This window comes from Ferdinandcohnia sp. GQ5 (assembly GCF_059759275.1).
In genome coordinates this window covers 1-18,318 of sequence record NZ_JCAXEW010000036.1, presented here as the reverse complement: position 1 = coordinate 18,318, position 18,318 = coordinate 1, and the positions used below count along the sequence as shown (strand labels likewise).

Genomic DNA, 18,318 nt, shown 5'->3' with positions numbered 1-18,318 from the left:
TACACTCAGTCCTTCATCACCCCTATGAAGCACTTTACACCAAGCTCCTAGCTACACCCGCTCCTTCATCACCTCGATGAAGGACTTTACACCGACTCCCAGACTTCACCCGCTCCTTCACCACCTCAATGAAGGACTTTACACCGACGCCCAGACTTCACCCAGTCCTTCATCACCACGAGGAAGGACTTTACACCAAGCTCAAGACTTCACCCAGTCCTTCATCACCTCCATGAAGGACTTTACACCGAAGCACAGAATTCACTCGGTCCTTCACCACCTCGATGAAGCACTTTACACCAACTCCAGACTTCACCCGGTCCTTCATCACCTCGATGAAGGACTTTACGCCAAGCTCCAGACTTCACCCGGTCCTTCATCACCATAATAGACAAACTTCTTCAAAACCACAGTACCTACTTCCACAACAAAAATAGATGCCAAAGGCAATTTTTTCTTACAAATCGCCCCTAGCATCTATTTCATATTTTTATTTTTGGTGTTGTTATTTTACGGTAAATCAACGGTGATGTTTCGCCAACTTGCGAACTATTTGCTTCCTGTACTGCTTTTTTAACGATATGATGATCAGGTGCCAGGTGACACACTGGGTCTGTTGCTTGAGCGTCTCCAGTCAAGGCATAGGCCTGACATCGACATCCACCACCATCTTGCTGTACCAAATCACATGAACGACAAGTTTCTGGTAGCCACTCATCCCCTCGAAATCGATTAAATGAATCCGATTCATACCAAATTTGCTGCAATGACCGCTCACGAACATTTTCAAAAGAAATTTCTTCTATCATCCCAGCCGTTGGGCATGGTAACACGTCTCCGTTGGGGGCCACAGTTAGAGCGACCGCTCCCCAACCGCCCATGCATGGCTTGGGAGTTGATTCATAATAATCAGGTATAACCCAGATAATTTCCATTTCTCTCCCCAAGTGTGCTCTTGCTGCTTCAAAAACTTCACTCGCCCGCTCAATTTGCTCTCGACTTGGCATGAGCTGATCCCGGTTAAGTAAAGCCCAATTATAAAACTGAGTATTTGCTAATTCCAGCCGTTCCGCGCCCATTTCATGAGCAAACGTAATAATTTCATCTAATGTATCGATGTTCAACCGATGCAACACGACATTTAATGATAAATGCATTCCCGTCCTCTTGACTGCTTCAACAGCCTTCCGTTTCTTTTCAAACGCCTTAAATCTGCCAATCTTATCCGAAAGCTTTTCTTCTCCAGCTTGAAAACTAATTTGGACATTGGCCAACCCGGCTTCCTTAAACTGCTTTGCCTTTTCCTCAGTTAACCCAATCCCACTTGTTATCAGATTCGTGTACATTTCTAATGAGTTCGCATGGTGAATCAGTTCTTCTAAATCATTTTTTAAAAGCGGCTCTCCTCCTGAAAAATGAATCTCAACAACTCCAAGATTGGCAGCTTCTGATAATACCCGCTTCCAATCCTTTGTTGATATTTCCATTTCCTTTCGTGTCATTTCTAATGGATTTGAACAATATGGACAATGTAAGGGACAACGATGCGTTAACTCTGCAAGCAGCGAAAAAGGGGGCTGCACTCTATAATTCTTTGATTCTAGAATCTTGCATCACCACCCATCCTTCGTCCACCATCTGTAAGATAAACTTTGTGATATCCGCCTGCATGACTTCGAAATCAGGCAAATTCTCAGACTTTAGGGAACTTCTCATTTTTTCGGTGATGGTGTGAACTGATTCATTTCCGTCACATAGAGCAAGAATTGACGCGGCAGTTTCGTTCAGAACCACAACCTTTTCAGGTAACAAAAGAAGATGTTTTTCTCTTACCTTATCAAACTTGAGTCGCCCCTTTTGTGCGAGTTTTGGAAAACTAGTAGTCAAATTTTCCCCACCACCTTTACTTATACCTTAATCTGGAAAAGCTTTTTCAATCGCATCAAGCTGTGCCCAAAGTACATCACACTTAAATTGTAAGGCCTCAACCGCAAGCTGCTGTTCTTTTAATGTCTTGCAATAATCCAGTACTACATTCAGAGCAAATTCTGTATCTCGAGGTGCTTGTGTTAAGCGATTTCGGAAATACCCAAGTCCGGACCGGTCAATCCACGGATACAATCGTTCAAGGATTTTAATCCGCTCTGAAATAAGAATGGGTGAAAATAGTTCTGTTAATGAAGAAGCAACTGCTTCTAACCATGGCTTTTCTTTCGCAAAATTCACATAAGCGTCCACGGAAAAACGAACAGCAGGTACCACATGTTCTTCACTTAAAACCTCTTCTCGGGAAAGTCCCACCACTTCCCCTAGCCTTAACCAAGCTTCAATGCCGCCTTCTTGTTTATGATTTCCATCATGGTCAATAATCCGCTGTATCCATTCACGTCTAAACTCCCTAGTTGGAAGCTTTGATAAAATAACCGCATCCTTAATCGGAACAGATTTTTGATAATAATAGCGATTGGCTACCCAACCTCGGATTTGCTCTCGACTTAGGGTACCTTCGTGCATCGCCACATGAAAGGGGTGTTTATCATGATAGGAAGAACGCCCGACATCGATTAATCGTTCTTTAAAATCCTCTCGAGACCATGGCTCTCCAACCTCATGAGACACCCTTGCTAACCCTCCTTGTTGTGGCATATTCAAACCTCCAATTCCATACCTTCATAGGCAATCTCAATACCGTGTTGTTTCAACGTCTCTGCTTCCTCGGAACCTTTTTTCAAAATAGGATTGCTATTATTAATGTGGATTAAAATTTTTCGTTTAGCTGAAAAAGATGCTAAACTCTCAATGATTCCTGACGTACCACTAATTGGGAGATGCCCCATATCCCTTGCATTCCGTTTCGTCGCACCCAATGCAACTAATTCATCTTCAGACCAAAATGTTCCATCCACTAACAAAATATCTGCTTTATGTAAAGCAGACTCAATTTCCGGAGTCATCGTATCTAAAGTCGGAAAATAAGCCACACATTTTCCAGACCGTTCATTTTGTAAAAGTAGACCAACCTCCCATATTTCTTCGGAACTCTCATTATTTGATTTAGCATAAAGAGGTGGTTTTCTTGAAACAGGAATCGTCTCAATCAGAAGTGACCCCTCACTTGTATCCCCAATTCGTTCCTTAGATTCAGGATTAAGTGAATGCCATTCCCAAGAACAATAATTTTTTAGCATTGGAAACACAGGAAAGGCTGTGTGTAAACATTTCCTTACCGTTTCCGTCCCAAATATCGTTAAATGGGAGCCTTCTCGTAACGACAATAAACCGATTGAGTGATCAAGCTCTGCATCGGTTAAAATCACACCAGTAAGTGGTGTTTCCCTAATACCAGGTCCTGCATGAAGGTCAGAAAAGGTTTCAATCTGTCTACTAACATCCGGACCAGCATTGATGAGATACCAGTCTTTATCATTTGCACTTATCGCAAGGGAGGACTGTAACATCGGTTTTAACTTAATATCCCCGTCGCGAACACCGCTACAGTTGGGACATGCGCAATTCCATTGTGGAAAGCCTCCTCCCGCTGCTACTCCTAAGACCCTGACTCGAATTTTACTCCATCCTTTCAAACAGACATAATAAAGCATGTAAGGCAAGTTTAGTAGTATTACTCACGGATGTAGGAATACATTGTCACCTCAGCGGCTGTATTAATCACTTCATACTCAGGAATGACCCACATGCTTTTCACCCCCTTCAAAAGGATAAAGGTATATGAAAACTGATTAAACTTTCGCCCTTTCAAGCTATTCATATGTTAAAAATAGGCGCAAAATAACCATGAATTTCGACAGAAAGTTGTCCAATTTGCTAAATTGAAACGAACAAACTTATCCATGAATAAAAAAACAATGCCCTCTGAAATAACCCAAGAGCATTGTTAATCAATCATTATTCTTTAATACAGTACTCGAACTGAATAGCTCCTTCTTTTTCCATCCACCCCATTTAAAATAGGAAAATGAAAAAAGGCTGCTAATGATAAAACTAATTCCAATCCCTAGTGCAATTCCGTTCTGCCCAATTAAACTCGAGCAGAAATAAGTAAGTGGATATCGGAGAAGCCAGAAGGATAGAATGTTTAGTATTAGTACTTGATACATGGCACCCGCTCCTCTTACGACACCATTCAAAATAAAGTTAATGCCAATGAATGGATAAAAGAAAGCGACCATTTTTAAATAATCCGTTCCAAAAGTCACTGCTTCTTTTTCCTGAAGAAACAACTCTGTAAAACCTTCTGCAAACATGAAGACAATCAAAGCAATTGACACCATAATGATTACATTGAAAATCGTTCCGTACACTGCAATTTGATGAACCCGCTCCCATTGGTTGGCTCCAATATTTTGACCAGCCATACTATTCACCGCTGTGCCTAATGCCATCGCCGGAATAGTTATTAAACTATCAATTCGTTGTGAGGCGCCAAATCCTGCTACAACCGCACCATCGAATGAATTTACTACAGATAGAATGGCCGTAACACCTGCGAAAATCACCATCATCTGTAAGCCAGCAGGAATTCCTAATTTTAAAATTAACCAAATATCCTCTTTACTTGGTAAATAGGGTATCGAATATGGAACAAACTTGCCTCGAAAAGTATACGCTAATGCCAACAAAAATGAGATCCCTTGCGCTAACACAGTTGCCCATGCAGCACCGTGGATTCCCCAATCAAAATAGAAAATGAATAATGGATCCAAAACGGCATTCAACACAACTGCTATGAGCACAAAACGCAACGGAGTCTTACTATCCCCCAGTGCCCTAAGTACAGTGCCAATAAAGTTATATCCCATAATAAACAAAATACCAATAAAATTTATTTCTAAGTATGCCTTTGCCTCATTGAGCATTTCCATAGGTGTATTCAAAAATAGTAATAAAGATTCTGAAAAAAGGTAACCAAATAAACCAACTACAATCGAAAGCGTTGATAATATAACAACAAAAGCATTCACATATTTTTTTAATCCTTGCTCGTCATTCATTCCTTTTTGTTGAGAGAGGATTGTCAATGTGGCGTTGTTAATTCCAATAATAAAAGCCAATACCGTGATAACAATTGTAGAAGAAATTGTAATTGCCCCGAGTGCATTTGCACCTAGTAAATTTCCTACCCACAAACTATCGATAAATTGGTAAGAAACCTGAAGTAGATTGGTTAACATTATTGGTCCAGCAAAGGTAATTAGTTGTTTGCGGATTGAGCCTTGCGTGAAATCCTGTTGCGTCAAAACGTGAACACTCCTTATTCTTCAGAGATATCTGTTCTAGGATACCATACCTTCTCTATGCTGTCTGATTCTTTACTCCAGGAAATAAATTAGATGTTTTGCATAACTAAAAAAACAATAAAGGAGTTTTCCCTCTATTGTTTTTCCTAGAATATATTATTCCTCTAAATCGTACATACAAAAGTAAAAGAAAGCCTAGTTTTTCTTAACACTACTTGATATTATACATACTTTTTCATCTCAATCGCACGATCAGGGTGACATGCTGTAAGGTCTAATTCAATCTCTTTATTTTGAATCATTGAAGCCGCTAAACTACCAATATATGGGCCCATTGTAAGTCCAGATGCCCCTAATCCAGTAGCAAGCAAAACGCCTTCAAGTGTATCAACTGTACCTAGGATCGGTAATAAATCTGGGCCCATTGGACGAAATCCGATACGAATCTCTTCTAAAGTACCATCTTCTAAACCTGGGGCAACCTCTAGGGCTTCAGTCAAAACCTCATTCACTCCACCGGCTGTCAATCGATAATCAAATCCAGACCCAGTTTCTCTAGTCGCACCCGCAACCACTTTACCATCATCAAATGGAACCAAATAGTGGGTTGACTGTGGAATAATAATCGGCCAATCAGAACTATTTATTCCTGGTAATTTTATATGAGCAATCTGACCTCGCTGTGGATTGACGTTCAATTGGATACCAAACAGCTGCAATAACTCAGGAGCCCATGCACCAGTGGTGATGAGGACTTTATCAGCAAAAAACGTTTTATCTCCTACCGTAACACCCATTACTTTTCTATTATTCTCATGAACTAGTTCTGCATCGCCTTCGACAAACTTGGCACCGTGACGTTGTGCAGCCCGTTTTAACGCATCACGCAGCAAAGCGCCATCTACTCTTGCCCCTCCAGATACATACAAACCTTCCAAGTTTTTGTTAAGTGGTGGAAAGAGTTCTCGTGCCTGCTCACCATTCAGACGCAGAATATCACCTATTTCAGGTGCATCCTTCCGTTTGGTTTTCACTCTCTTTTCAATTTCATCCAATTTAACAGGATCTGACGAGACACATAATGCACCAACCTTTTTATAACCAACTTCATCTTCGCCCTCATTTTGCAAAGTAGAAATTATATCTTGATAGAAAACAAAACTTTCCTTAGCAAGGTTATACCAAGTTTCATTTTCAATTTCTTTGATCCAGGGACAAACAATACCCGCTCCAGCTGAAGTTGCCTTTCCTTCTTGTTTTTTATCAATCATGATGACATCTAGATTATTTTTGGCCATGTGATACGCTGCACTTGCACCTACTATTCCTGTTCCGATTACAATAACTTTCATGTCAATCACTCCTTCTAATTCTAGTGTATTTAACATTCAGGGACTTTACCTTAGCTATTTTCACATTATATAAATGATTGAACTACTTATACCATAAATCTATTTATAACTACCTCTCCTGTATGAATCTTACTACGTTTAAAATATAAATATAACTTTTTAGTTTGTGGGTCCTTTATGTCCAAATTCCAATGAGCTGTTAAAAAAACTTTTCGAATATCGAAGAAAATTATTGGCAGTGAGGACTTATTCTATTATTATAAGTATTATCAAAAAAGTTTGGAAATCGAAAGACCCAAAATAGGTTTACATAGAAGCTAACTGGGCAATTTAAACTTGACATAATTTTTTTGATAGTATTTGAAGTAAAGGAGAAATGTATATGAGCAACAAAATTAGACTAGGTATCGTAGGTTACGGTAATCTTGGAAAAGGCGCAGTTAAAGCTATTAAACAATCTCCTGATATGGAATTAGTAGCAGTTTTTACGAGAAGAGATCCAGAAGCCCTCGTTCTTGATGAGCCAAATGTAAAAGCTGAGCACATTTCAAATGCAAGTGATTATCAAGGTAAAATTGATGTTATGTTACTTTGTGGAGGTTCTGCTACAGACCTACCTGAACAAACTCCGCAAATTGCTAGCATGTTCAATACTGTAGATAGTTTTGATACACATGCAAAAATCCCTGAATTCTATGCAGCTGTAAACGAAGCTGCAAAAAATACGACTGCTATTATTTCAGTAGGTTGGGATCCAGGTTTATTCTCCATTAATCGTGTTATGGCGGATGCGATTTTACCTAATGGTGAAAATTATACCTTCTGGGGTAAAGGCCTTAGCCAAGGACACTCTGATGCAATAAGACGAGTAGATGGTGTTAAAAACGGTGTACAATATACTATTCCATCTGAAGATGCAATGGAAAAAGTGCGCAGTGGTTCAAATCCAGAACTAACAACTGCTGAAAAGCATCGCCGCGTCTGCTACATCGTTGCTGAGGAAGGTGCAGACAAAGCAGCTATCGAAAATGAAATTAAAACAATGCCAAACTATTTCGCAGATTATGATACAGAAGTGAATTTTATCTCAGAAGAAGAATTAAACCGTGAGCATTCTAAAGCACCACATGGTGGATTTGTCATTCGTGGTGGTAAAACTAGTGAAGACACTACACAGGTATATGAATTCTCACTAAAATTAGACAGCAATCCTGAATTTACGTCTGCTGTATTAGTTGCATATGCAAGAGCAGCATACCGATTAAACCAAGAAAAGCAATTTGGTGCAAAAACTGTATTCGATGTAGCACCAAGCTATATTACACCACGTTCTCCAGAAGAACTAAGAAAAGATTATTTATAAGAAAATCTATAAAAAAATCACTCACAATTCGTGAGTGATTTTTTCCTACTTACTCATCACTACCTCTGTAACGGTTGTATGGCAGCGGGTTCCAAACTCTATATTTTAGGTTTTCTGAACGAAGTGGTGAAGGGATATCATCAAATATTTTTCGTGCAACTTCTAGTTCACGTTCTGCCTCGGACTTATCCTGATACATAAATTCATCGGAAGCCTTTTCCAATGCTTTATTTACCTTTTCTTCTAAATACTCAACCACCATTTCTTGTTGTTTATGGATAGACTCTCTGGCTGATGCCACCCAATCCGGCTGAGCGGTACGAAGTGTGTCTGATACATAACTGAACTCTTCGAAAATATCTCTATATATTTTATCGGCATTTTCACGTGCATCCATGATCACATTTTCTAAATCTTCTATCGTAAGTTCCTCAACCTTAAGCGGTTTTCTTCGCTTTGGACCACCAATTCTTGATCTCGTTAAATAATATGGGAAAATACTCTTTATCGTTTTACCGACAGGTGAGATAGCCATATTGTTCTCATCCACACCTTTCGGCTGCACACCCTGCATCGCAATCCGGGCAGACTCTGGTCTTACTATTTCTTTCGGTGGTAAAACCCCATACCTCAGTAACTCACGAATCCCAGTCCCGGAGATATTAATACGATATTGTTCATCATGTGGACATGTTTGGTCAGTTGCTTGCGTACTGCATCGAGTACAGTAAAACACTTCATGGAACAAGCGAATATCGATTCCTAATTCATCTGGTGTAAATTCATCAAATATCGTATGGCTTGCATATTTTTCATAGAAATCACCAATACCCGCATGATCCCGTCCGATTAAAGCGTGGGTACACCCATAGTTTTTCATGATCAACGCATGGAGAACCGCTTCACGTGGACCAGCGAATATATAAGTAACTCTTAAAGGTGCAAGAATCGTTCTTTCTTTTGGATAATATGTATCCAGTACACTGCGGTAAGACAACATTCGAAACTCGTGTCGTGTATATTCACGCTTTGCCATTTCTACTAGTGGCTGAACAAATAGGCCCTCTAACTCTTCCAACGCATTTCTATGAATATACTCATGTCCGCGGTGTAAAGGATTTGCTCCAGTAATAAATCCGCCTACAGATTTAAACTTCTTTTTTTCATAAAAAAGCTTCCAAGTTTCTTTCGGCTCCATTCTTATATCTTCAAATGGCCCCCAATGGACTCTTCGAAGCAATTGTATGGGGCCGGCCAAAGCGGTATCTCCCATTCGACGATAGATCGAATCAACTCCAGGGTGGTTTCGGTCAGTTGTGCCAAAAAGATGGGTTGCACGGAATTCACGATCATAGTGAAAGATATCATTCAACTTTAGAATCGCGACGGGTTCTCTTGTTTCATCCGCAAGAGCGACCTCATCCCCGACGGATAAAGTTTTAATTACCTGCTGATTTCGGTCACCAATTGGCGCGAAACTTAGCGGTACAGGCCAAACCACTCCATTTTTCAAGCGGCCTTTCGTAAGTACAGACTTGTAGTCCTCTTCATCCATAAAACCTTCATTAGGAGACAACACCCCTGTTGCGATCATTTCAAGCGTTATGACGGCCTCCAAATCTACCATAATCATAGGTAAATGCTTTGCTCTTTCCATTGCTTCCTCTTGTGCTTTCCCGGTAAGTACACGATTCACCAATTTGCCACCATGTGGCTGTTGTGGATAGCTTGCTAATGTTTTTTCATCCAACACATCAGTAAACTGATTCATCATATCACCCTCCTATACCCACTTATATTCTATTGATATACTTTATATCCTTCCAAAACTGAATATTTTTTAGAAAATTCAGTTAAACTTTTTTTAAAAAATAACATAGATGCCTGTGAATAATAGTTTAATAGAATGGATTTTTGGTTAAAATCCGCATGAATTTTATACTTCTTTACCGTTAATCCCTCAATACCCACCAAAATCTTAACATTCATGTGTATCCACACTAAAATATTTCGTATTTACTATTGTACAAACACTATTTTATCTATATGATTATTATGTTATTAAATTTCACGTAGGAGGATTAACATGAAGCTTAAATACACAGGTAAAACAAAAGATGTCTATGAATTGCAGGACGGAAATTACCTACTTCAATTTAAAGACGATGTAACAGGCGTTGATGGTGTTTTTGATCCAGGTGCAAATACGGTTGGTTTAACAATTGAAGGTGCAGGTCGTGCTGGATTAAAGTTAACTAAATACTTTTTCGAATTATTAAACGAAAGAGAAATTCCAACTCACTATATTGACGCCGATATCGATCAAGCAACTATGACAGTTAAACCGGCTGAAGTATTCGGAAGCGGTCTTGAAGTCATCTGCAGATATCGTGCTGTTGGTAGCTTTCTTCGCCGATACGGATTATATGCTGAAGAAGGCCAAGCTCTCGATGCTTTTGTTGAAGTAACCTTAAAAGATGATGGTCGTGAAGATCCTCCAATCAGTGAAGACGCTTTAGACATGCTCGGTATCCTGTCTAAAGAAGAATATCAGGTATTAAAAAAACTTACACAACAAATCAGTGGTATCGTTAAAGACGAGTTAGCTAAAAAAGGAATCGAATTATATGATATTAAATTCGAATTCGGACGCACTGGCGATGACAGACAAATTGTACTTATCGATGAAATCTCTGGAGGAAACATGCGCGCATACAAAGACGGAGAATATATTGAACCATTAGAATTAGAAAAGATGTTTCTATAATGGGACATAGGGACAGGTCCCTTGTCCCAAAAATCGATAATTTAGGATCTAAAAAAGAAGCCAATACAAAATGATTGGCTTCTTTTCTAAAATAAGACTATTTCACTTCCACTTTATTTGTCACACTACACTACTCTTTTTTTGCTTTCAATAGTACCTTCTCTTACTGCCTCTTTAGATTTACTTAACATATTCTCCAATTGTTCCAATGACTTTCCTTTTGTTTCGGGAATAAACTTCCATACAAAAACCGCTGAAAGAAGACTCATTATTCCATAGAAGGAGTATGTTAATCCACCACTAAACTCCATCATTGCTGGGTAAGTCGATGAAATAAAGTAGTTTGCCGCCCATTGTGCAGCCACTGCAATCGCCATGGCTTGACCTCTAATTTTGTTAGGGAAGATTTCTGAAAGAAGTACCCATACTACAGGTCCCCATGACATCATAAATGATGCCGTATAAATGATAATGAAAATTAATGTACCGATTCCAATTACGTTTGTGAAAGCCATGCCAGCCACACCAAACATTCCAATTGTCATACCGATTGAACCAATAATTAAGAGCGGTTTACGTCCAAATTTGTCAACAGTGAAAATCGCAATAAGTGTGAATACAACATTAACCAAGCCCATAATTATCGTCTGGAACATAGAAGCATCTTTTGCCGCCCCCATGCTTTCAAAGATACGTGGTGCATAGTAGAGTGCCACATTAATTCCCACGAACTGCTGGAAAACTGATAACAGAATTCCGACTACAACAATTGTTTTCCCAAATGAGAATAGTTTTGATTTTGATTTATTGCCGTCAAAGGATGACTTAATTTCTAATAAAGTTGATTTAGCGACAGCTTTTTCGTACAACTTATTGAGAACAGACATCGCCTTCTCATCCTGATTCTTTTGAATAAGATATCGAGGTGTTTCAGGTACGGTAAATAATAGAGCAAGAAATATAGCTGCTGGTATTACCTCTGAAAGAAACATATAGCGCCATCCGATATCATTTATCCATTCAATGGTTTGGCCATTAGCAATTCCCCAGTTAACAAAATACACAACCAGCATACCGAAAATAATGGCAAATTGATTTAATGATACTAATGTACCACGAATTTTTGGTGGTGCGATTTCTCCTATATACATTGGTGCAACAGCTGAAGCAAGACCAACGCCTATTCCACCAATAATTCGATAGATGTTAAATGTAATCAACAATTCAATCGAAGGATTACCCTTTGTGAAGAATAAAAATTCAGGATAAGCTGATCCAAGTGCTGAAACGATAAACAAAACTGCTGCTACAACAAGCGAATATTTTCGTCCAACATTCGATGCGAAGTAACCGGATACAATACCACCAATAATACAGCCAATTAAAGCACTTGATACTGTAATCCCATGAACAAGTGAGCTCAGTCCGAGACTGTCTGTAAAATACGCTTGAAGTGCTCCTTCCGCTCCTGAAATTACAGCTGTATCATAACCAAATAACAAACCTCCAAGAGTAGCTACTAATGTAATTAATACAATCGAAAAATTACTATTTTTTTTCATATACTTTTGAAAGAGACTTTCCTCTTTCTTCCCCCTCTCATCCTTGAAAGGATTACTATTTTGATAACCCTTACACTTTCTTTAAAAAGGAACCTACCTCAAAACAAATCAACTATCCTCCTGAAGAAGAATTAATTCCTCAGTATGATTTCGTTTTCATAAACCTCGAAGCAGGTAGCATTTGGTTTCTATGTATATAAATTATCATGTAAACGCATTAATGTTTTCGCTTTCATCTTCATTATCTTGTTAATTACTAGACTATCTTGTTTTTTATGTTAGACCTTCAAATCACTTAACCAATCCCATCACCGAATTTACCTGCCTAAAAAAGTAAAAACAACGACCTAAGATCGTTGTTTTTTACGGTTGATATTTCGTTCGATACTCACTTGGGGTCATTCCGATTTCCTTTTTGAATACTCTACTAAAATAATTTGGATCTTTATAACCTATACTTAGTGCAATTTCTTTTAATGACTTACGTGTTAATAATAACTCTTTTGCCTTTTCTAATCTCGTAGCTGTCAAATACTCTATAATCGTAAGATGAAACCTTTCCTTGAATAACTTACTTAAATAATAAGAACTAATACCAATTTCTACAGCAATTGATTCGAGAGAAATTGTTTTAGCATAATTTTTATCTATGTATTCTTTTGCTTTTAGTAGCAATGTTTGTACACCATTCGAACGATGTTCTGCTAAACTTTCAATAATCACGAGTAGGTGTGATTTGGCTGCTTCTTTAATCTGCATTGCTGTCCCAAATTGACCCAAGCCTGTCACTATATCTTCCTCAAACCCTAGCTCTTTTATGGCACGTGATAATACAATAAAGAAGTTTTCCATCGCCTTATGGATTGTTTTAACCTGATAGTCTGAGGCCTGTTGAATAGACTGAAAGTATAGTTCAAACATGTGTAAACCCTTTTGACTATCCCCTTTCTTCACTGCATCAACTAGTTCCTTCTCAATTTCAAAAGGAACTAGTTCTTTGCGCCTTTGCTTAATCCGTTCATTAAATACCATATAGGCTGCACCAGGTTGTGTATAGGCTAGCTCTAAAGCATCGATTGCTTCCTTATAAGAAATAGAAAACTGATTAACATCAGAAATAATACTCCCAATTCCAGCATATAAGTGACATTCTTTAAGCGAATGTTGAACTTGATGAATAACCGACCGAGCAAACACTTCTCTTATTTTATGATTTTTATATTCCTCGTCAGTTACTAGCCTCAAAACAGGTACTTGAAATCCGGTCAAAGGACCTACAAGACAATGGGAATACTGGTCATGAATTGTTTCTTTCAACACGCGATACCAGTCGCTTTTTTCTTTACGACTAGCATGCAGATGCTCTGATTCAAATGTAAAAACAGCAACAAAACCTTGTTTATGCTCAAAATCTAGCCATTCCTCCCAGTCTTCCTCATTAAACTCATGAACGTGATCCATAATGAACGAAACAATAAACTCTATTTCAATAAAGGAACTTGCTCTTTCAAGTCGTCGGTTTATTTGTTTTGTTTCATTTTCTTTTTGCTTCTCACTTTCGATTTCTTCGACCATCCGATCAAAAGCCTCTATAACTTCAGACAATTTACTAGGCTTTAATAAATACTCTTTAATTCCAAATTTCATTGCTTCTCGAGCGTAATCAAATGTATCAAAAGCCGAGACCATAATAAATTTTGTTTTAGGTAGAACTGAAACGATTCTCCTAATCGCTTCTAAGCCATCAAACTCAGGCATTTTTATATCCATGAAGACTAAATCTGGTTTATGTAAGATGGCTAATTCAACTGCTTGTTTTCCATTCTTAGCCTCAGCGATAATTTCGAAATTTCCCCGCTTCTTACTAAGCATTATTTTTAAACCATCTCTTTCAATCTGTTCATCATCCACTAACATGACCTTTATCATAAAAAAATCCTCACTTATTCTTCGTTACGTTTTGACTAATTTAATACGTACTGTAGTCCCTTCACCTATACTTGAAACAACCTCAACTTTACTCTCTTTTTGAAACAGTGCAAGACGGTTGATTACATTTTTCATGCCAATTCCAGTTGAATGACCAGTACCTTCTTTTATCGTAGTTACTTCGTTACTATCATTTGGATCCATCAAGCTTTGTAGTGTCTCATCATCCATCCCTACCCCATTGTCCTTAACTTCTATGAGCACCATATTACCTTCTTCATAAATGTGTAATTCAATCTTGGCCCCCTCCGCCATTCCCTCAATTCCATGAATAAATGCGTTTTCAATAATCGGTTGAAGCGTAAGACAAGGGATCGGAATTGAAAGGCAATTTGGATCAATGTTTTCGATAAACTCAACTCGATCTCCAAACCGCGTCTTTTGAATAAAAAAATATTCGTTTACAATTTTAACTTCATCTTTCAATAATGTTTTTCGATCAAGACTACTTATATTATATCGGAGTAACGTCGAGATTGAAGAAATTAAATCACTTGTTTTCTCCGCTCCCTCGATAAGGGATGTCTTAGAAATTGTATTTAATGTATTAAAAAGGAAATGGGGATTAATTTGGTTTTGTAAGCTTTTTAATTCCATTTCTTTCAGTAATTGTCCCATCCTAGCCTTTTCTTCTATCTCACTCATTGATTCTTGAATATTCCTTTTCATTTCATTAAATGTCTTTGTTAAAAACCAAAGTTCATCCTTTGTTGAAACGACAACATCCTCTCCCATATATCGTCTAGCAGATATTTCTTTAGCTGCTAAAGAAAGTCTTTCGATGGTGCTTGTTATCCCATTGGAAAACCATAATGCAAATAAGATGCTTAAGAGGATAATCACAACTAGAATGGATATCGCCATCTTCTTCATATAAGTAATCTTTTTATCTAATAACTTATCTATTGCTTTATAATTGCTAAGCTCATTGTTTATCAAACTAAGTGTTTCTTCGTGAATATAGCTAGATGTATCATTCGCCTCACTAATATACAGTGAGTAGGCCTCAATGTCATTTTTTTCTACTGCAACTACTGTCTTATCTGTTTGTTCAAGTAAACTGGTCATGATATTTATATAATTTTTTTTCGTAATACTTTCCTTTTCAATATCCTTAAACCTTTGTTGCAGTTTTACTAGTTGCTCCTTACTTTCTTGATAATCAATCAGGTTCTCAGGTAGCGGTTCGTATACGTATATTTGTAACGTTTCAAATGTTTGATTCGTCATTTTCGCAATATCATTTAATAGAAACAAATACTCATCGTTCTCATTATGAAGTTCCATAATGCTTTGATTACTCTGCTCACGTACAACAAACAAAATTACAATTAACAATAAGATGGTTGCAAAATAAATAAGTAACTTTGTTCTAATTTTTATCATTAGGAACCACCATTGTTTCTTCAATATCTAAAGAAGTTTTACGAATAATTGATGAATTAGTATGAGTAATTTCTTTAGTCTGTTTGCCATTCATAATGTCTATCATTCTTTCCACACTTAAGTATCCCATTTCGAAAGGATGCTGTTCCACAATTGCTCCAATATCCCCGTTCTTTAATAATTCCATATTTTCATCGATTGTATCAAAAGTAATGACATACATATCATTTTCCCTTTGTAAAGAATTAGCAGCAGACACAATTCCAATCCCATTGTAAGAACTCGTTCCAAAAAAGGCAGTAATATTTTCATGTTCCGTTAATATGTTGTACGCCTTTTCTTCTACTTCCACCCTTGTAATTTTTGACTCTTCAACCGCAACAATTTTTAAATCTTCTTCTTGCTCCACGACATCTTTAAATCCCTTTAAACGTTCTAGGTGATGAGGGTTGTCCAAACTGCCGGTTATGATACCGACAGTTGCTAGGCCATTCGTATCTTCAACCAACGCTTTCCCTGCTAATTGGCCAGCCATGTAATTATCTGAACCAATGTATGCATGCCTCATACTTTCGGGAGAGTCTGTATCAATCGTTACAACTGGAATTTCTTGACGCTCTGCTTTATTTATCATGTCGGTAAAATTTTCGTTAAGGCCTTGGACGATAATACCATCCACTTTTGATTTAATTGCTTTGTCAAAGAGTTTCAATTGCTCTTCTGTATTTGATCTTTCAGGCCCAATATACTCCACTAATACATCATACTTTTGACCGGCATCCTTTGCTCCTTCACCAATTAATTGCCAATACTCATGTTCCATCTCCTCCACTATTAATACAAAATGATACTTTGGTAAAGTTACTTCTGGAGAATAAACCTTTTCCATTTCTTGATTAATCGTTTGCACATGTTCATAAAAGTAAATGGAAAAACCTAAAGCTGTTATAAAAGAGATAATTAATAAACTATAGATCAAACGTATCCTCTTCATGTTGCCCCCTTGAATATTGACTATATAAGAGTCATTATGTACTAAAATAGCATATTTCGACATTCTAATGCATTCTATCCGTTCTTATACTCATGTCGAAGATTCGAGACGATCTTCGAACTGCTTTTTACCTCCTCACAATTACATTATTTGAATTTGTAAAAATGAAGAACTTGGGGATAGTAATAGGTAGAAAAGAACAAATGGATGGTGAAATAGGTGGATGGTTTTTCACGATATAAACTAAACGAAACAGAAGACGGAATTGAAGTGATCTTATACCTCGATGAGAACTTAACAGAATACTCTTCTGAGTTAGGAGTCTCATCCCTAGTGGAAGAGGCTGATATAGAAAGGAAAGCTGTTCATTTTATAAAAAACATTCTTCCTGCATTGAAGGTTAAAACCGTTAAGATCATGGCTGGTGGAATGTTATTATCAGCCATAGGTGTTGGTACATTGCCTGCAACTCAAGCCTCTGCAGCTGACGCAACTGGGAAAAAGACACACTCGAAGACTTTATCCCATACTGTAGTTGCTGGCGATACACTATATAGTATTGCTCAAGCTAATGGAACAACCGTTGATGCAATTAAGAGCGTAAATAATCTTTCTTCAGATTCATTACAGATTGGACAAATTTTGACAATTCCTGTTGGAATTACTGATATTCCTGCTCAAACCAATGTAACTACACATCAGGTTGTTTCCGGTGATACGTTATATAGTATTGCCACTCGTAATGGCACAACCGTGGATATGCTCAAAAAGGCCAATAATCTATCTTCGGATTTTTTGCAGATCGGTCAAACGTTGACGATTCCTTCTGACAGTGCGTCCACTCCTACTCAAACAAAGCAAACTACACATCAAGTTGTTTCCGGTGATACGTTATATAGTATCGCTAGTCGTAACGGGACAACTATCGATGGAATTAAAAAGGCCAATAATCTATCTTCGGATTTTTTACAGATTGGACAGACGTTAACGATTCCTTCTGGCGGTATGTCCACTCCTACTCAAACCAATCAAACTACCTATCAGGTTGTTTCAGGTGATACGTTATATAGTATTGCTACTCGTAGCGGCACAACTGTGGATGGGATTAAAAAGGCAAACAATTTATCTTCGGATAGTTTGCAGATTGGACAAACGTTGACGATTCCTTCTGGTATTTCAAGTGCACCTGCTCCAGTTCAAAACAAAACATCATTCGCTGCAGAACAACAGAAAGTAGTTAACCAGGAAGAAGTGGAATGGCTTGCGAAAATGATACACAGTGAAGCAAGAGGTGAATCTCTAGAAGGACAGATTGCTGTTGGTGCTGTAATTGTGAATCGTGTAAATAGTCCCTTATTTCCTAATAACATAAAAGATGTCTTGTTTGAAAAAAGCTACGGTTACTATCAATTTACACCAGCAGAAAATGGTGCGTTACTTACGGCAACCCCAAACGACCAACATAGAGAAGCTGCAAAACGGGCACTTAAAGGTGAGGATCCAACGAATGGAGCATTATTCTTTTACAACCCTGACAAAACATCGAGCTCCTATCTGAGAAGTCGTACCGTTTCAACCACAATAGGAAACCACGTATTTGCCTTTTAGGGACACAGGGACAGGTCCCTTGTCCCAAACCAAAAACGG

The 18,318-nt window shown here is 38.0% G+C and carries 13 protein-coding genes and 1 pseudogene; 3 read left to right on the top strand and 11 right to left on the bottom strand.

What is annotated here, in order from left to right:
* Positions 1-482: 482 nt before the first annotated feature.
* From pqqE to AC6CHV_RS25820, 6 genes are all read right to left on the bottom strand, one after another.
* Entirely contained in the window at positions 483-1,583 is a 1,101-nt protein-coding gene (pqqE, locus tag AC6CHV_RS25845; protein WP_498079942.1) for a pyrroloquinoline quinone biosynthesis protein PqqE, read from the bottom strand.
* A gap of 1 nt (position 1,584) precedes the next feature.
* On the bottom strand, positions 1,585-1,887 hold the full coding sequence (gene pqqD / locus AC6CHV_RS25840; protein ID WP_165918264.1) for a pyrroloquinoline quinone biosynthesis peptide chaperone PqqD: 303 nt from the start codon (positions 1,885-1,887) through the stop codon (positions 1,585-1,587).
* Positions 1,888-1,914: 27 nt separating this feature from the next.
* Positions 1,915-2,646, bottom strand: coding sequence for a pyrroloquinoline-quinone synthase PqqC (gene pqqC, locus AC6CHV_RS25835; protein WP_341332658.1), 732 nt, complete (start codon positions 2,644-2,646; stop codon positions 1,915-1,917).
* A 2-nt stretch (positions 2,647-2,648) separates the two neighbouring features.
* Entirely contained in the window at positions 2,649-3,602 is a 954-nt protein-coding gene (pqqB, locus tag AC6CHV_RS25830) for a pyrroloquinoline quinone biosynthesis protein PqqB (protein WP_341333577.1), read from the bottom strand.
* A gap of 297 nt (positions 3,603-3,899) precedes the next feature.
* Positions 3,900-5,258 carry an MATE family efflux transporter gene (locus AC6CHV_RS25825; protein ID WP_341332659.1) on the bottom strand — a complete coding sequence of 453 codons (1,359 nt, stop codon included), beginning with the start codon at positions 5,256-5,258 and terminating at the stop codon, positions 3,900-3,902.
* 221 nt (positions 5,259-5,479) lie between these two features.
* Positions 5,480-6,610, bottom strand: a complete 1,131-nt coding sequence (locus tag AC6CHV_RS25820; RefSeq protein ID WP_341332660.1) for an NAD(P)/FAD-dependent oxidoreductase — start codon at positions 6,608-6,610, stop codon at positions 5,480-5,482.
* A 382-nt stretch (positions 6,611-6,992) separates the two neighbouring features.
* Here AC6CHV_RS25820 and AC6CHV_RS25815 point away from each other — a divergent pair, with 382 nt between their 5' ends.
* Complete coding sequence (locus tag AC6CHV_RS25815; RefSeq protein ID WP_121448882.1) at positions 6,993-7,973, top strand: diaminopimelate dehydrogenase; 981 nt, start codon at positions 6,993-6,995, stop codon at positions 7,971-7,973.
* A gap of 49 nt (positions 7,974-8,022) precedes the next feature.
* Here the strand turns inward: AC6CHV_RS25815 and AC6CHV_RS25810 are convergent, their stop codons facing one another.
* Entirely contained in the window at positions 8,023-9,744 is a 1,722-nt protein-coding gene (locus tag AC6CHV_RS25810) for a sulfate adenylyltransferase (RefSeq protein ID WP_121448883.1), read from the bottom strand.
* 315 nt (positions 9,745-10,059) lie between these two features.
* Here AC6CHV_RS25810 and AC6CHV_RS25805 point away from each other — a divergent pair, with 315 nt between their 5' ends.
* A complete protein-coding gene (locus AC6CHV_RS25805) occupies positions 10,060-10,740 on the top strand; it encodes a phosphoribosylaminoimidazolesuccinocarboxamide synthase (RefSeq protein ID WP_121448884.1) in 681 nt (226 codons plus the stop codon).
* Between the two features lie 125 nt (positions 10,741-10,865).
* Here the strand turns inward: AC6CHV_RS25805 and xylE are convergent.
* The 4 genes and pseudogenes from xylE to AC6CHV_RS25785 all read right to left on the bottom strand — a co-directional run.
* A pseudogene (gene xylE, locus AC6CHV_RS25800) lies at positions 10,866-12,335 on the bottom strand (D-xylose transporter XylE); the annotation flags it as partial.
* Between the two features lie 330 nt (positions 12,336-12,665).
* The gene (locus AC6CHV_RS25795; RefSeq protein WP_498079941.1) at positions 12,666-14,231 is read right to left on the bottom strand and encodes a response regulator; all 1,566 of its coding nucleotides are present in this window, start codon (positions 14,229-14,231) and stop codon (positions 12,666-12,668) included.
* 24 nt (positions 14,232-14,255) lie between these two features.
* Entirely contained in the window at positions 14,256-15,677 is a 1,422-nt protein-coding gene (locus AC6CHV_RS25790) for a sensor histidine kinase (RefSeq protein WP_341332662.1), read from the bottom strand.
* Entirely contained in the window at positions 15,664-16,671 is a 1,008-nt protein-coding gene (locus tag AC6CHV_RS25785) for a substrate-binding domain-containing protein (protein WP_498079940.1), read from the bottom strand. The genes AC6CHV_RS25790 and AC6CHV_RS25785 overlap by 14 nt, the downstream gene beginning before the upstream one ends.
* Positions 16,672-16,890: 219 nt before the next feature.
* Here AC6CHV_RS25785 and AC6CHV_RS25780 point away from each other — a divergent pair, with 219 nt between their 5' ends.
* On the top strand, positions 16,891-18,279 hold the full coding sequence (locus AC6CHV_RS25780; protein WP_498079939.1) for a LysM peptidoglycan-binding domain-containing protein: 1,389 nt from the start codon (positions 16,891-16,893) through the stop codon (positions 18,277-18,279).
* Positions 18,280-18,318 lie beyond the last annotated feature (39 nt).

Bases quoted from the DNA above. Each gene is read 5' to 3' on its own strand.
- pqqC (WP_341332658.1), bottom strand. From the start codon at position 2,646: ATGCCACAACAAGGAGGGTTAGCAAGGGTGTCTCATGAGGTTGGAGAG.
- pqqB (WP_341333577.1), bottom strand. From the start codon at position 3,602: ATGCTTTATTATGTCTGTTTGAAAGGATGGAGTAAAATTCGAGTCAGG.
- AC6CHV_RS25820 (WP_341332660.1), bottom strand. From the start codon at position 6,610: ATGAAAGTTATTGTAATCGGAACAGGAATAGTAGGTGCAAGTGCAGCG.
- AC6CHV_RS25815 (WP_121448882.1), top strand. From the start codon at position 6,993: ATGAGCAACAAAATTAGACTAGGTATCGTAGGTTACGGTAATCTTGGA.
- AC6CHV_RS25810 (WP_121448883.1), bottom strand. From the start codon at position 9,744: ATGAATCAGTTTACTGATGTGTTGGATGAAAAAACATTAGCAAGCTAT.
- AC6CHV_RS25805 (WP_121448884.1), top strand. From the start codon at position 10,060: ATGAAGCTTAAATACACAGGTAAAACAAAAGATGTCTATGAATTGCAG.
- AC6CHV_RS25795 (WP_498079941.1), bottom strand. From the start codon at position 14,231: ATGATAAAGGTCATGTTAGTGGATGATGAACAGATTGAAAGAGATGGT.
- AC6CHV_RS25790 (WP_341332662.1), bottom strand. From the start codon at position 15,677: ATGATAAAAATTAGAACAAAGTTACTTATTTATTTTGCAACCATCTTA.
- AC6CHV_RS25785 (WP_498079940.1), bottom strand. From the start codon at position 16,671: ATGAAGAGGATACGTTTGATCTATAGTTTATTAATTATCTCTTTTATA.